Source organism: Actinacidiphila acididurans (assembly GCF_016918855.1).
Lineage (GTDB): Bacteria > Actinomycetota > Actinomycetes > Streptomycetales > Streptomycetaceae > Actinacidiphila > Actinacidiphila acididurans.
This window is the reverse complement of sequence record NZ_JADKYB010000045.1, coordinates 1-14,668: the sequence shown is the minus strand read 5'-3', so window position 1 is coordinate 14,668 and position 14,668 is coordinate 1. Positions and strand designations below refer to the sequence as shown.

Genomic DNA, 14,668 nt, shown 5'->3' with positions numbered 1-14,668 from the left:
TGGCGATACGCACACTTTGCCATCGCGGGTGCGGGCCCCGTCGGCTCCGCCCACCGAGCCTGTGGATAACTCAGGCCTGTGGATAACTTCGCGGGGCGACATCGGCACCGTGCGAGAATCGCCGCGTCGGGCAGGGTCGGACGAGCAGTCCGCTTTCCTGTCCTGCCCGAGGACGCATGCCTGCGGCAGCGCGTGGTCCGAACCGGCGGACCCGTACTCCCGCAGGAGTACGTCAGCGGCCAACCCCGGACCGACGCGGCTCACGCGCCCGGCTGCGAGAGTGGTGGGGGAGGCACGGGCACGTAATAAGTGGAAACCGCCCCTTCTCCCGCCTGCCCGAGCGATCACATTCCGAGGACCTGGACGCGAACCCTGTGGACCAGCCGAGTATCGACCAGCCACGTATCGATGAGAACAAGGTCTCCGAGCCCGGGGGGCCTGACGTCGTGGAGCCCGACGCCGACGGGCTCACGACGGCCGAAACAGCGGATACCGCCACGGCCGCGCAGTCCGAGGCGGCCGGACCGAGCGTACCCGGGCCCGCATCGGCCAAGGACACGGACGAGGACACGGTCAAGGGCGCGCGCCCGGGCCCGCGCCCGGATCCGGGATCGGACCCGCACCCGGTCCCGCCTGCGGCCGAGGAGCTGCCCGGTCCTACGGAAGCCGCGGCCGACGCGGCGTCCCCCGACGTCCGGCCGGTCCGTCGTTCCCGGTTGCGGCGCTGGGGCCGACGGCTCGGCCTGACCGCGGCCGTCGCGCTGGTGGCGGCGACGGTGGCGTCGTTCGTCTTCAACGCCTTCACCAGCGGGCGGGCAGCGCCGCCGCCCGGCCTGAAGTACGTGGAGGCCGACGGCATCCGTACCCGCTACCAGACGTGGGGCAGCACGGGGTCGCCGGTGGTGCTCGTGCACGGCGCGTTCGAGCAGGTGGACACCTGGTCGCGGGTGGCCCCGCTGCTCGCCCGCGACCACCGGGTGTACGCCCTGGACCTGACGGGCAGCGGCTACAGCCAGCGGCGCGGCCCGTACACGGTGGGCCACATGACCGAGCAGCTTCTCGGCTTCCTCGACGCGATGCACCTCGGTGGTCCGGGCGAACGGCCCGTGCTGGTGGGTCACTCGAGTGGTGCGGCCATGGTGGCGGAGGCGGCGCTGCGCGAGCCGAGCCGTATCGGGGGACTGATGTTCCTTGACGGTGACGCCCTCGACACCGGCGCCGGGCCGCCGCCGTTCCTGCACTACCTGCTGATCGACCCGTACCGCACCAGCCTGTTGCGGCTCGGCGTGGGCTCGGACTGGCTGATCCGCAAGATCTACAGCTCGCAGTGCGGGCCGCGTTGCGCAAAGCTGGACGCGGCGGGGGTGGACGTGTGGCGGCGTCCTCTCCAAGTCGCGGGTGCCGAGGGCGCGTTGTGGAGCATGCTCGGCGAGGGCGTACCCGGTCTGCCCGCCGACCAGGTCGCCCTCCTGCGCCGGACCGACATCCCCAAGTCGGTCGTCTTCGGCGCCCAGGACTCGGTCTTCAGCCGCACCACTCCTCAGGAGACCGCTGCCCGAATCGGTGCCCCGCCGCCCACCCTGATCCCGGGCGCCCATCACCTGACGCTGATCTCCGACCCGGACATGGTCGCGGCCGCCGTCAACTCGCTGGCGGGCCGTACACGTTGAGGTGAACGCAGCAGACCGGGTGGGCTCCGCTTCAGCGCATGTCGAACCAGGACTTGCCGTCCGCCCAGTGACGTACCCATCCCAGGAAGCCCGGTTCGCCGTCGAGGGAACCGGGGTCGGACCCGAACGGCATCGCGCCCTCGCCCGTCACAAGCCATATGTGCCCGCGCTGCGGCCCGTTGACGATCAGGTGCCAGTACATTCCGCAGCCCTCCGTCCCCAGGACGACCGATCCGTGGTCGAACACCTCGTCCAGCAGCGGGTCCAGGACATCGCCGGGCCTCGGGTCGTCCTCCCACACCCAGGTTTCCGTCAGGGGGAACGGCCTGTTCAGGACCCGTTCCGGGCGACCGTTGCCCCAGTCGGCCGGCAGTGTGGCCAGCGGGACAAGGCCGTACTCCGGCGGCCCGGACGGCGAGCCGTCGGTCACCTCCGCGACGAATGTCCGGTACGGCTCGGGCAGGACGATCCCGTGCTCCGCCTCGAACGCCCGGACGGCGTCCCATCCGAGAGCCGGTTGCCCACCGCCGTCCACGCCGAACGCGCCCCGCAGAAAGGCCAGGTCGTCCGGGTCCACCCGCTCGGTTTCCATACGCCCATGCCTACCAGCCGGGTCCGACACCCCCATGGCGCCTCCGCCCCGCCACCTCAGTCGAATGTCGACCTCGCGGTCAGCGCACAATGAGCGGCCCCGTTCATCACGACTCCGCGCGCAGCCATTCCGCAAGAACGTCCAGATCCGCTTCGGTGAGTCCGATGAACGGGTCGACGCGGTGCAGAAGGGCGCGTCCCGGGTGGTAGGCCGCCACCCACTCGCGGTCGGCTTCGGTGATCTCGTCGTCCAACCAGACGAACGCCCGCCCGGCCGCCCAACTGATCAACGTACGAGTCTTCCAGTGCAGCCCCCACCGCTCGTCCTCCTCGGACCCCTCGGGCCACAGGACGACAGGCAGCTCCGGCAGCCCGATCCGCGGGCCGACCAGGGCATTCGCGTCCGCCTCCCACGCCGTGGCCCACACCAGGTCGACCGGCAGCGCCAGCAGCAACGGCCCGTGCGCCGGATTGAGCAGGCTCAGCCCCGGATACTCCTGATCCCCCCACCACCGCCGCCCCGGAATCGCCCTGAACGGCAGAAGAGGCCCGTCGACGTCCAGAAACAGCAGTGGCCGCTGTATCGATCCGCTCACACTCCGAACCGTACCGGTCAGGCCTTGACCACGACGGAGTGCACGATCTTGTCCGCGAAGGTCTGCCGCTTCCCGTCCCAGAGCGGCCACAAGTAGCCGATCCCGCAGCAGATCGCGTCCAGCAGGTGCAGGAACCCTCGGCCGCCGGCCCGGCCGACGCCGAGGACGCTGCCGTCCGCTTCGCGCAGCAGACGGATACCGACAGCCCGCTTGCCCGGGGTCCGGCCGGTCGTTCCCACCGCGTACCAGAGACTGACGGCGATGATCAACGAAACCGTCGCGCCCCACAGGCTGCCGACGTTGCCACGGCCCAGAGCGTAGTAGACGACCCGGTTCGGCACGTAGCTGATGGCGCCGTCGATGACGGCCGCCAGGACGCGCAGCCCCCAGTGGGCCAGTGGCGGCATGCCAAGCGGCTGACCGGCGAGAACGTACAGGTCGTCCTGCCCGCCGCCGGGGTACATCGGCGGACCCGGCTGTTCGCTGCCCGAGTACGGGCCTGCGCTCGGTTGCGTACGTCCGTACGCGGCCGTCCCGGCGCCGGGTTCATTGCCGGGCACGGAGGGCTGAGGTTGGTTCACGCGTAAAGTAAATCAGATCGATACGAACAACTGATCTACATTTTCCGGCAGTTGCCTGCTCCAGAGGCGGGAGTCAGGGAGCCGGTGACAGAACGACCGGCGTTTGGAGGGATGGGCCCTGTCCGGGCGCGGACGTGCCTGGTTGCGGGACGGTTCCTGGACCGGTGGCCTGGCCGGTGGGGCGCGGGCCGGGGTTCTCGTGGAGGCCGTCCTCTGCCGTCGGCGCGTGCCGACTGGACGAGCAGCCGGTGGTGCAGTGGCTGCCTGTCGACCCTGCCGGCCTGGACGATCCGCTGTGACTGAGGAGCCGGCTCGTAGATGTCGCCGTAGGCATGGAGCGTGCTGCCGCCGACGGCGTGGACCGCGGGGTGGCGACGGCAACGGGGGTGCGGGGGGCGGATGGGCTGGGCGTCAGCGGGGACGGCGATGCCGAGGAGGATGCCGGGTGCACGACCGCGCGTGGTGGAGCCGGCGTCTGCCCGGAGCATCCGCTCACCCACACGGCAGCCAGGACGACGACACCCGACACCGCGACGGTCCGGACAGCTCGCATGTTCCCTCGACCCCCCATTGGACGACCCGACGGTGAGTTCGTCGAACGGTCGACGACCGACAGGCCGGGCCCCTGATCGCCCCGGAGGCACGGGCGGCCGGACTCGATCCGGCGTCCTCCCCGTACGGAAGGCGCGACAACGACAGCGCCACACCCCGACGTGAGCGCGACCATAGCCCCCAACTCCGCAGCCTGCCCGGCCTGGTCACGTACGCCCACAGGTTGGACCGCCGCCCCCGCGTTACGGCAGGACCGCGACGAGCCGGCCGACCACACCGCCGCGCTGGAGGCGTTCGACGCCCTCGCCGATCTCGTCGAAGGTGATCTCGTTCAGGATCGACGCGGCCTTGCCCTGCGCGATGAGGTCCATCACGGCGGCGCAGTCCTCGTGGGTGCCGGCCGAAGATCCGACGTACGTGACCTCCTTGAACACCACGTTCTGCGCGGAGATGTCGGCGCGCTCCTTGCCGAGGCCGACCTGGACGACCGTTCCCTTCGCGGCGACCGCGTCGATCGCGCCCGCGGTCGTCGTGCCGAAGCCCGCGTAGTCCACGACGACCTGCAGGCCCTGGTCCGCGAACGCCGTGATGTCCTTGGCGACGGCCTTCGCGCCGTAGGTGTCGGCCGTGGGCCACACCGCCTCGTTGATCTCGGCCACGTACACCTCGGCGCCCATACTGACCGCGAACTGAATGGCCAGCGAGCCGAGGCCGCCCGCGCCGATGATGCCGAGCTTCGTGCCCGCGGTCACGCCGCCGAGTTTCAGCGCGTGATACGCGGTCATCCCGGCGTCGGTCGCCGGCGCGGCCTGCTCGAACGAGATGCCGTCCGGCAGGGGCAGCACCCACTCGGCGCCCACCTTCACCTTCTCCGCGAAGCCGCCGTCGATCGCCTGGCCCGGCCCGCCGAACGCCGTCGGCACCCCGACGCGCTCGCCGACCGAGACGCCGTCGACGCCCTCGCCCACCTGCGAGACGACACCCGCGATCTCGTGGCCCAGCGTGATGGGCGTGAAGCCGAGGATGCCGGTGAGCGTGCCGTCGAGGAACCCGACGTCGCTGTGGCAAAGGCTCGCGGCCTTCACGTCGATCACGACCTCGCCGGGGCCGGCCACCGGTTCGGGGACATCGGTGAGCACAAGGGGCTCATGAGCGGCGGTGAGTCGCCACGCCTTCATGGTGTTTCTCCTTCGATTGCGGATGCGGCCGGCACCAGCCAGTTCGTATAGACCAGGCCCAGCACGCGTTCGAGCCGCGTACGGTCGCGCGGCTCCGGCTCGGCGAGCCATGTGGTGATGGCGCCGACGATGCCGTGGGCGACGAAAGCCGCGAGGTAGCGACGGTCGTCCGCCGACGGTGGAACGGGCGCTCCGGCCTCGGCGAGGTGGCCGAAGACGCTCTCGAGCGCCGTCCGCGTGTACCCGCTCAGTACGGAGTACAGCGCGAAGTTGATACGGCCGCCGTCGCCGCGGTCGGCGTAGATCGCGGCGTGACGCTCGACGTGATCGACCAGACGGGCGTTGAGCTGCTCGCCGACGGCGGCAAGAGTTCCGGGCGCGCTCTCCAGCGTCTCCTCGACCGCGACGCGCAACGGCTCCAGGTCTTCGGCCAGGAGGACGGCGAGCAGCCCGGCCGGAGAGTCCGCGTGCCCGTAGAAGGTGCTGCGGTCGATCCCGGCCGCGCGGGACAGCTCGGCCACGCTGATCGCCGACACGTCCTTCTCGGCGGCCAGCTCAAAAATCGCCTCGCGCAGCCGCTGCCGCGTCGCCTCGATCCGCGCGTCCATGGTTCACCTCGCCGTTTCGGATGCTCCCGAGTTATCCAACACCTGTAGGATATCTCTTGTTCCGAGGGCCGGGTGGGCGGGGTACCTGTGGCCAGGAGAACGCCCCGTACGCCCCCTATCTCGCGGCATCGAAGGACACGCGCAGGTCATCGCGGCATCGGCCGGAGCCGTCAACCGGACGCAACCGCTAGGCAGGCGCGTCGCGCGTTTGGGAGGCCGCGCGGCGCGGAAGCGGGATCGCTCCGCCCTGGCATCCGCCCCGGCGAGGTCGCGGCCCTGATGCTCGGAGTTTTTCTCTCCACGGCCGCCAGCGACACGCCGGAGCAGGCCGGCCGACTGCTGGACCTGGTCGTCGACGCACTGCGCCCGAAGTAGCGTCCGACTGGTTTGATGCCCGATGAGTGGCCCCGACTGGGACCCAGCGGAGCAGCGGCGGATCGATCAACCGGCCTGCACGCGCGACATGATGATCTCCGCCACGCGGGCCGGAACGATCTCGGTCGTGTCAATCACCTCGGCGGTCCGGCGGAGCCAGGACAGGGAACGTTCGTAGTCGGCGAGGTGATCAAGACGCCACTGGCGAGCGGTGACGCTCTCGGGCTTCGCGTCGGTCTCAATGCGTTCCACCAGCCGGTCCTGGCTGGTGTGCAGCAGGAAGTGGTGCACCGGGATGCCCGCTTCTCTCAGGCCGGCGCGAATCTCCTGCCAGTACTGCTCCACCAGAACCGTCTGGGGCACCACCAATGTGCCGCCCACGTAATCGAGCAGTTGCCGCGCGGTCTCCACCACCAGCCCCCGCCAGGGAGGGAAGTCCTGGAAGTCCCGTTCCGGAACGCCCAGCACGTGCCAGAGCATCTCCCCGACCTTCTCGGCGTCGAAGATCCGAGCGTCCGGGATCCGCGCGGCCAACTCCTTCGCGGTCGTGGTCTTCCCCGCCCCGAACGTGCCGTTCAGCCAGATGATCACGCACCCGACCCTACGCGGGACTTACGTGGCGAGGTCAATCGCGCTGTGGCCGACTCGGACTGCCAGTTTCCAATGGCTACCTTCTCGGCTCGTACCGCATCGCCACCGCCCCCGAGGCGAACTCCAGTCGGCTCACGAGCTTCAAGTCGACACGCTTCGACAGCCCCGCGAACAGCGTCGGCCCATGGCCTACCAGCCTGGGATGCACCACGAACTCGTACTCATCGATCAATCCCAGTTCCGCCAGGGCCATCGGGAGCTTCACGCCTCCCACGAAGAGCCCTTTACCGGATTCCTGCTTGAGCTGCTGAACGGCCTTCCCCAGATCCCCGCGCACGAGTTCCGCGTTCCAATCGACCCGGTCCAGGGTGCTCGACACGACGTACTTCTTTGCAGCGTCGATCGTCCGGGCGAAGGGTGCCATCCAATCAGGCCACGCGTCCTTCTGCGCCGGCGGCCGCCACGCCGCCTCCATCATTTCGTAGATCACCCGGCCGAAGAGGAGGGCATCGGCCTGGGCAAGGTTCTCGGTCGCGTGACGATGCAATTCCTCGTCCGGGACCATTGCACGGTGATCGCAGCACCCGTCCAAGGTGACGTTGATGGAATACTTGAGAGGTCGCATTGCGTCAGCGTAGGCCCCAGCCCGACCGAGCCACTGGCAACCGCACCGGAACACCGGCCGGCGGCAGGCGAAGGCCCCGGGCCTGACCGTAGAAGCTCAGAACTGCGAGCCGCCGCCGTCCACCGCGAGTTCGGTCCCCGTCGTGTAGGTGGCGTCGAAAGCCAGGAACACGACCGCGCGGACGATCTCGCTCGATTCGCCGAACCGCCCCATGGGGCTGTTCGCGATCATCTGCGCCTTGGTCTCGGCGGCGACCTCCTTGGGCAGCGACCTGTCCAGGATGCCGGTGTCGATGGGGCCGGGGCTCACCGCGTTGACCCGGATCCCGCGCGGGAGCAGTTCGCCGGCCAGGCTGCGCGTCATCGAGCGCAGGGCCGCCTTGGTCGCCGAGTACGCGCTGATCATCGGAATGGCCTTCACGTTCGCGACCGACGTGGTCAGTACGACGCCGCTGCCCGCGCTCAGCAGCGGGGCGAGCTTCTGCACCGTGAAATAGGGGCCCTTGGTGTTGATCGCGAACAACTCGTCGTAGATCTCCTCGGTCACCGCCTCGAAGGGGGCGAAGTGCGTGATGCCGGCGTTCACGAACAGCGCGTCGACGGTGCCGAATTCCGCCTTCACGCGGTCGGCCAGCGCGCCGATGTCCGCGAGGGACGCCGCGTCGCTCCGTACGGCCACGGCGCGCTCCCCGAGTCGCTGGCGAGCGGCGTCGAGGGTGGCCTGTGTGCGCCCGGTGATCAGCACGCGCGCTCCCCCGTCCGCCAGGAACTTCGCCGTTTCGAACCCGAACCCGCTGCTGCCCCCGGTGATCACGACTTTCCTGCCGTCGTAGCTGCCCATGTCGAACGGCCCCTCTCTGATGTCTCTTCGCGGTTTCTCGAGGTCCCGCGGCTCCTGTCGGCGCCCCGTGTCATCGAGTCAACGGCCGGGCGGGCGCCGCTGTCCAAGACCTGTTCCGCACCCCCTCATAGCCGCGGTGCATGGCCTGCCGTCATGCCGGGTGGAGGGGGCGAACCAGCAGGAGTCCCGGCGAGCCGGGAGTAGCCTTGCCGTGTGCCCGACGCCAACGCGAACCCCGGAGGGTTCGACCTCGGTCCGGACCTCGACCTGCGGCTGGTGCGCTACTTCGTGGTCGTCGCGGAGCAGGCGAGCTTCGGCCGCGCGGCCGCCGTACTGCATCTCGCGCAGCCGTCGCTGAGCCGCCAGATCCAGCGGCTGGAGAGCCGGCTCGGCGTCCGGCTGCTCGACCGTACGCCGCAGGGCAGCCGCCTCACCGAGGCCGGCGAGGCGTTCCTGCCACAGGCACGGGCGCTGCTGTACGCCGCCCGCCGGGCCATGCGTACTGCCCGCGACGCCGCCCCGCCGCGCGCGATCACCGTCGGCTACGTCGAGGACTTCGTCGTCACGCCCGCCGTACGCGACCTGCGCCGCAGGCATCCCGACGCCCAGGTGCGCACCCGGCACCTGACCTCGCGGAACGCGCGCGACGCCCTCCTCGGCCACCAGGTCGACGCGGTGGTCGCACGAGCGCCGTTCCCGTTCCCGACCGACCGACTGCGGGTCACCGTGCTCTACGAGGAGCCGCGCGTCCTCGTCGTGCCCGACACCCACCGGCTGGCGGGCAAGGAGTCGGTCGGCCCGAACGACTTCGCGGACGAGTCGTTCATCCCGTGCCCGGCCGCGGCCGCCGCCATGGACTGGGGATCGTTCTGGCACCTCGACCCGCGCTCGGACGGCCTGACCGCGCCTACCGGCCCGGTCCTCATCGACAGCTTCGAGGACAAACTCGAACTCGTCGCGGACGGCCAGGCCGTCGCCGTCCTCCCGGCGGGCGACCGCCGCACCACCCTCCGCCCCGACCTCGCCACCATCCCCATCGACGGCATCGAGCCCTGCCAGGTCGTCGTCGCCACCCGCGCCGACGACCACGACCCCCTGGTCGCCGACTTCCACGAGTCCGCCAAGGAACACCTCGCCCGCACGGCCTGACCCGCGACCTGCGTACCTTCATCACCCACCTCGCGGGGAGAAGAAGGCCGGCTTCCGGAATGCCCCCGAGCCCACCAGCCGTCAGCCGCGCATCAGGAGTGCACAGTTCGGCCGACCGAGTGGACAGTTCGGCCGCCGACCTGCGGGCCGACGAACCGGCTCATGTCTCAGGTCGTACACAACTTCTCCGTAGAACCTCCCCAGGCCCACCTTCTCTGCGACGATCCGAATGTCATGTTCCGTCCACGGAAGGACCGCCGCCCACATGGGCATACTGGGCATACACCGACTGCTCTGGCCTGCAGCAACGGCCACCGCCGCGCTGCTGGCCGGGACGCTCCAGAGCGCGCCGCATCCCGACGCCGTGCCCGTCGCCTCGGTGACCTGCGCCGCCGGGGTCTGGAAGGCGGACTACTACGCCAACACGAGGTTCAGCGGCACCCCGAAGAAGTCGCTCTGCGACACCTCGATCAACGAGAACTGGGGCAGCGGCCACCCCGCCGGCATCGCGCTGCCGAACAACAACTTCGCCGTCCGCTGGACCATGAAGCGCAACTTCGGCGGCGGCGGGCCCTTCAACCTCTCCGTCGCCGGCCAGGACGGGATCCGGGTCTGGATCGACAGCAAGCAGTACATCAACCTGTGGCACGACTACAGCTCCACCCAGCGGAAGACCGTACGGGTCACCGTCCCCCCGGGCACGCACACCGTCCGGGTCGACTACGCCGCCGTCACCGGCAACGCCAACGTGAGCGCGGGGCTCGCCCCGGCCACCACCGGCGACCGGACCGCACCCGGCGCGCCGACCGCCGTCAAAGCCGTCCGCGGGGACACGAAGGCGACGCTGAGCTGGGCCCGCAATGTCGAGGCCGACCTCGCGGGCTACCGCGTCTACCGCAACACCAGCGCCACGGTCCCGCTGGACACCGCCCACCGGATCAGCGGCGGCACGATACACACCACGACCTCCTACACAAACGGCGGGCTGCGCAACGGCACCACGTACTGGTACGTGATCACCGGTGTCGACCGCAGCGGCAACCAGTCGCGTGCCTCGGCCGCGGTCAGCGTCGTACCCGCCGACACCACCGCGCCGCGGCCGCCGACGGATCTGGGCGTTGACGCCTACGCGAACGAGAACGCCCTGACCTGGGCGCCCAGCGTGGACCAATTCGTGGGCGACGTCGTCGGCTACCACGTCTACCGGTCGCTTTCCGCCACCGGGCCCTGGACCAGGCTCACCACCACGCCGGTGACGAGCAACCTCTTCTACGACACCAAGGCACCGATCGGCATCCGGGCGTACTACCGCGTGGTCGCGGTGGACGAGGCCAACAACCAGTCCACCCCCGCCACGGCGAGCGGCATCCGCCCCGACGACGGCAGCGTCACACCGCCGATGCCCACCGGGCTGAAGGCAACCGCGACCACCGACGGCGTCACCCTCGACTGGGCCGACAGCCCGGCCGGCAGCGGCACCCACGGCTATTACGTCTACCGCTCCGCCGCCATCAACGGGCCCTGGACCAAGCTCACCCCCACGCCGATCACCACCTCGCAGTGGCAGGACAGCCAGGCGCCGAGCGCCAGCGTCTCCTACTACCAGGTTTCCGCGGTGAGCAAGCCGGACGTCTACGGCGACCTTCACGAGTCGATCCCCGCGCAGACCTCGGCCACCAGGCCGGTTCCGCCAGACACCACTCCGCCGCCGGCGCCCAGCGGCGGCGGGGCCATCCTCACCTACGACAAGACCTGGATCCATGTGTACTGGAGCTATCCCACCGACACGGACACCGTGCGGTTCGAGCTCCAGCGGCACCTCGAGGACGGCACCGTCCAGCCGATCCCCTTGGACTTGCCGCTCGAAACGACCTACGCGGACCGATCGCCCGACGTCGCCTCCGTCGATTACTACGTGATCAGTGCGTTCGACGCCGCCGGCAACCGGAGTGACACCACGGTGTACGTGCGGTGGGACTCCGACGCCCCGCCGGCCGCCCCCACCGGGCTGACCGCGACCCCCGGCAGGTCGGGCATCGCCCTCGACTGGTCGGACAACACCGACTCCGATCTCAATGGCTACTTGGTGCTGCGCCGCAACGCCCCGGACCAGGGGTATGCCCCGATCGCCTCGGTTCCGGTCGGCACCACCGCCTGGCTGGACCCCTCGCCGCCGCTCCACGTCGAGCTCGGCTACGAGGTGGAGGCCGTTGACAACGGCGGGCACCGCACGCCCTCCCAGCCGGTCTTCGCCACCGCGGTGGACACCGTGCCGCCGGCGGCCGTCGGCCGCGCCCAGACCACCGTCCAGGGCCAGGCGGTCGTCGTCAACTGGGACGCCTCTGGGACCGACGACGGCTCACCGAACGACGACGTGGCCGGCTACCGGGTCTACCGGTCGGTGGACAGCACCAATGGCTACACCCTGGTGGCCGACGTGCCCAAGGAGCAGCTGACCTGGACCGACAATGACGCCGCGCCCGGCCTCTCCGCCCTGTACGTGGTCACCGCCGTGGACGATTCGGGCAACGAGTCCGGCCGTTCCGCTCCGGGTGAGGCCGTCGGCCCCTATCCGGACGGCGTGGCCGTCCCCGCTCCTGTCACCACGTTGGCAGGGGCGCAAACGGCTGCGGGCGTCCAGCTGAACTGGGCGGCGAGCACGACCCCCGAGGTGGCCGGATACCTGGTCTACCGCTCGCGCAGCGCCGTCGGCGTCGCGGTCGCCGACAACCTGCTGACCCCGCAGCCCGTGACCGCGACCACCTTCACCGACCCGGCAGGCGGTACCGCCCCGAGTTGGTACTACGCGGTGGTGGCGGTGGACGGGTCCGGCACCCGGTCCCTTCCGGTCACCGTACGGCAGGACATCGACACGCAGGCCCCGCCGCGGCCCTCCGGGTTCTCGGCGGTCCTTGTCACGCCCTCAGCGGGTCCGCGGTACTACCAGCTGAGCTGGGTCAGCGCGGTCGCCCCCGGCTCGGACACTGTGGGCTACTTGATCTACTGGTCCGCGACCGCCAATGGCACCTACACCCCGCTGACCCCGCAGCCGCTGGTGCCCACCGGCTCGTCCGGCTTCTTCCGGATCGACTCACCGCCGACCGGCTGGTCCTACTTCCGGCTCGTCGCCGTGGACGCGGTCGGCAACCAGTCGTCTCCCGCGACCGCCCAGGCGTACACGTAACGACAGCGCCACCCGCCCGACCCGGGCGCCGGGCCGACAGCGGCCCGGCGCCCACAGGACCCGGTCGCCGCCCGCAGATGAGTGCGCGTCCGGGGTGAGGAAGGCTTCGTGGACGTCGTCGCGGATCTCCCAGCGGATCCGCGGTCGGCGGTCCGCGGTCGGCGGTCGGCGGTCGGCGGTCCGCGGTCGGCGGCCGGCGGTCGGCGGTCGGCGGTCGGCGGTCGGCGGTCGGCGGAACCAGTTGCGGCGCCGGACGAGGATGGCGCTAGACGAGGATGACGCGGCGGCCGCGTGTGTGGCCGGCGCGGCTGTCGATGTGCGCCTTTGCGGCTTCGGCCAGCGTGTAGGTCTTGTCGACCGGGATGCGGAGCTTCCCCCGCGCGATGAGCGCGGCGGCCTCGGCGAGTGCTTCCGGCACGCTTCCGGCCCGGCCGGAGAATCGGACGCCGAACTGCGGCGCGCTGAGGTCGGCGATGGAGAGGACCTTGTGCGGGTCCCGGGTCAGCTCCAGGAGTTCGGGAATCACGCCGGAACCGGCGAGATCGAGGGCTGCGTCGACGGGACCGAGTCGGCGCACTCTGTCGACCCAGCCGGGGCCGTATGTCGTGGCGAGGGCGCCGAGGCTGCGCAGATAGTCCTGGTTCGCCGCCCCCGCCGTGCCGATCACCGTGATGCCCCGGTCGCGAGCGATCTGCAGCACCGCGGACCCGACTCCGCCGGAGGCGCCACTGACCAGGAGCGTCTGCCCGGGCTGGACGCCGACTTGGCCGATGATGCGCAGCGCGGTCTCGGTCACGGAGGGATACCCGGCCGCCTCTTCGAAGGACAGACCGTCGGGCATCCGAGCCCAGGCCGAGAGCACGGCGAACTCGGCGTAGGTGTCCGTGCCTTCGCCGAACACGCGGTCGCCGATGTCGAACCCTTCGACCCCCTCCCCGATCTCGTCGACCACTCCTGAGGCGTCCTGTCCGACTCCGGCGGGCAGCCGGATCGGATGGGCCTTCAGGTTCTGGCCTTCACGGATTCTCCAGTCGACGGGGTTCACGCCTGCTGCCCGCACCGCTATGCGTACCTGGCCGGGGCCCGCGTGGGGTTCCTCGGCCTCGATGATGTGCAGGACGTCCGGACCGCCGAACTCGGTGAAGTTCACTTTTTTCATGCGGCAGACCGTAACACTAACGGTTAGCTTTTTAGAACGGTTACATTTCTGCACCTGGTAGTGTTACCGCATGACCGAGCAGCCCGGACGTCGCGAGCGCAAGAAGGCCGCAACCCGCCAGAAGATCGCCGACACCGCCCTGCGCCTGTTCGCCGAGCGCGGCTACGACGCGGTGGGCATCCGCGAGGTGGCCGCCGAGGCCGACGTGGCCGTGACCACGCTCTTCTCCCACTTCAGCTCGAAAGAAGCCCTGGTCTTCGAGCAGGACGAGGACTTCGAGCAGCGCCTGGTGCGGGCGGTCACCGACCGCCCGTCCCACGAGGCCCTTGTCCCCGCCCTGCGCCGCGAGATCCACGCCATGGTGCGGCACTGCACGGCGGACGGCGCCGCCCCGCTGTGGCGCATGATCGAGGAATCACCGGCGCTGCGGCAGTACGAGGAGTCGATGAGACAGCGCCACGCCCAGTCGCTGGCAACGGCGATCGCCGCCGACCTGGACCTGCCGCAGCCCACGCCGACCTGCAGCGCGATCGCACGCTTCGTGGTCGACGCCTTCTCGGTCGCCCGCGAAGCGGACGCCCCGCAAACCGCGGTGGACCAGATCTTCCGCATGATCGAGGCGGCTTGGGCGGTCACCGGTGCCACTCCGCCTACGCGGAAGAGCGTTGCGGTGTGAGGCGCACGGGATTACGCGCAGGCCGAGAACGGATCCCGACCGGCGCGTCGCAAGCCACAGGGCAGTCGTTGCCTGACCAGGCACTGGAAGAGGCGGGCGCCCGTCTGCTGCGTGAGCTTCTCCAGGGTGCTGTTCGGGGAAGGCCAGCCGCCTCCACACCAGGGCTCCTAGTACTCCAGCTGCACTTCTCCATTTCCCCTGGTCACAGGGCCCTTTTGGAGTCTAGCTGGCTGACGTGCCGTCAGGTTGGTAGTGGTTCGTGACTCACCCGATCGGGTTGCGTTGAATCGGTC

The 14,668-nt window shown here is 70.2% G+C and carries 14 protein-coding genes; 5 read left to right on the top strand and 9 right to left on the bottom strand.

What is annotated here, in order from left to right; genetic code table 11:
* The first annotated feature begins 374 nt into the window (after positions 1 to 374).
* A complete protein-coding gene (locus ITX44_RS40065) occupies positions 375 to 1,670 on the top strand; it encodes an alpha/beta fold hydrolase (protein ID WP_205365039.1) in 1,296 nt (431 codons plus the stop codon).
* A 31-nt stretch (positions 1,671 to 1,701) separates the two neighbouring features.
* On the opposite strand, the gene ITX44_RS40060 is transcribed toward ITX44_RS40065, so the two are convergent.
* The 5 genes from ITX44_RS40060 to ITX44_RS40040 form a co-directional block, all read right to left on the bottom strand.
* Entirely contained in the window at positions 1,702 to 2,262 is a 561-nt protein-coding gene (locus tag ITX44_RS40060; protein WP_205365037.1) for an SMI1/KNR4 family protein, read from the bottom strand.
* Between the two features lie 106 nt (positions 2,263 to 2,368).
* Positions 2,369 to 2,857 carry an HAD domain-containing protein gene (locus ITX44_RS40055; RefSeq protein WP_205365036.1) on the bottom strand — a complete coding sequence of 163 codons (489 nt, stop codon included), beginning with the start codon at positions 2,855 to 2,857 and terminating at the stop codon, positions 2,369 to 2,371.
* Positions 2,858 to 2,874: 17 nt separating this feature from the next.
* Complete coding sequence (locus tag ITX44_RS40050) at positions 2,875 to 3,438, bottom strand: RDD family protein (protein ID WP_205365034.1); 564 nt, start codon at positions 3,436 to 3,438, stop codon at positions 2,875 to 2,877.
* 794 nt (positions 3,439 to 4,232) lie between these two features.
* Positions 4,233 to 5,168 carry a zinc-binding dehydrogenase gene (locus ITX44_RS40045; RefSeq protein ID WP_205365032.1) on the bottom strand — a complete coding sequence of 312 codons (936 nt, stop codon included), beginning with the start codon at positions 5,166 to 5,168 and terminating at the stop codon, positions 4,233 to 4,235.
* Positions 5,165 to 5,776 (bottom strand): TetR/AcrR family transcriptional regulator, encoded by a 612-nt coding sequence (locus ITX44_RS40040; protein ID WP_205365030.1) that lies wholly within the window; start codon positions 5,774 to 5,776, stop codon positions 5,165 to 5,167. Before ITX44_RS40040 ends, ITX44_RS40045 begins: the two co-directional genes overlap by 4 nt.
* Positions 5,777 to 5,848: 72 nt before the next feature.
* On the opposite strand from ITX44_RS40040, the gene ITX44_RS43170 reads away from it, so the two are divergent.
* Entirely contained in the window at positions 5,849 to 6,151 is a 303-nt protein-coding gene (locus ITX44_RS43170; protein WP_372441106.1) for an SbtR family transcriptional regulator, read from the top strand.
* Positions 6,152 to 6,217: 66 nt separating this feature from the next.
* On the opposite strand, the gene ITX44_RS40035 is transcribed toward ITX44_RS43170, so the two are convergent.
* From ITX44_RS40035 to ITX44_RS40025, 3 genes are all read right to left on the bottom strand, one after another.
* Positions 6,218 to 6,742 (bottom strand): P-loop nucleotide/nucleoside kinase family protein, encoded by a 525-nt coding sequence (locus ITX44_RS40035; protein WP_205365028.1) that lies wholly within the window; start codon positions 6,740 to 6,742, stop codon positions 6,218 to 6,220.
* A 76-nt stretch (positions 6,743 to 6,818) separates the two neighbouring features.
* On the bottom strand, positions 6,819 to 7,367 hold the full coding sequence (locus tag ITX44_RS40030; protein ID WP_205365026.1) for a dihydrofolate reductase family protein: 549 nt from the start codon (positions 7,365 to 7,367) through the stop codon (positions 6,819 to 6,821).
* A gap of 96 nt (positions 7,368 to 7,463) precedes the next feature.
* Complete coding sequence (locus ITX44_RS40025; RefSeq protein WP_205365024.1) at positions 7,464 to 8,207, bottom strand: SDR family oxidoreductase; 744 nt, start codon at positions 8,205 to 8,207, stop codon at positions 7,464 to 7,466.
* Positions 8,208 to 8,420: 213 nt separating this feature from the next.
* Here ITX44_RS40025 and ITX44_RS40020 point away from each other — a divergent pair, with 213 nt between their 5' ends.
* On the top strand, positions 8,421 to 9,356 hold the full coding sequence (locus ITX44_RS40020; protein ID WP_307795717.1) for a LysR family transcriptional regulator: 936 nt from the start codon (positions 8,421 to 8,423) through the stop codon (positions 9,354 to 9,356).
* A 265-nt stretch (positions 9,357 to 9,621) separates the two neighbouring features.
* Entirely contained in the window at positions 9,622 to 12,540 is a 2,919-nt protein-coding gene (locus ITX44_RS40015; protein ID WP_205365022.1) for a fibronectin type III domain-containing protein, read from the top strand.
* Between the two features lie 265 nt (positions 12,541 to 12,805).
* Here ITX44_RS40015 and ITX44_RS40010 read toward each other — a convergent pair whose 3' ends face one another.
* The gene (locus ITX44_RS40010) at positions 12,806 to 13,699 is read right to left on the bottom strand and encodes an NADP-dependent oxidoreductase (protein ID WP_205365020.1); all 894 of its coding nucleotides are present in this window, start codon (positions 13,697 to 13,699) and stop codon (positions 12,806 to 12,808) included.
* Between the two features lie 70 nt (positions 13,700 to 13,769).
* Here ITX44_RS40010 and ITX44_RS40005 point away from each other — a divergent pair, with 70 nt between their 5' ends.
* Positions 13,770 to 14,375, top strand: coding sequence for a TetR/AcrR family transcriptional regulator (locus tag ITX44_RS40005; protein WP_205365018.1), 606 nt, complete (start codon positions 13,770 to 13,772; stop codon positions 14,373 to 14,375).
* Positions 14,376 to 14,668: the final 293 nt, after the last annotated feature.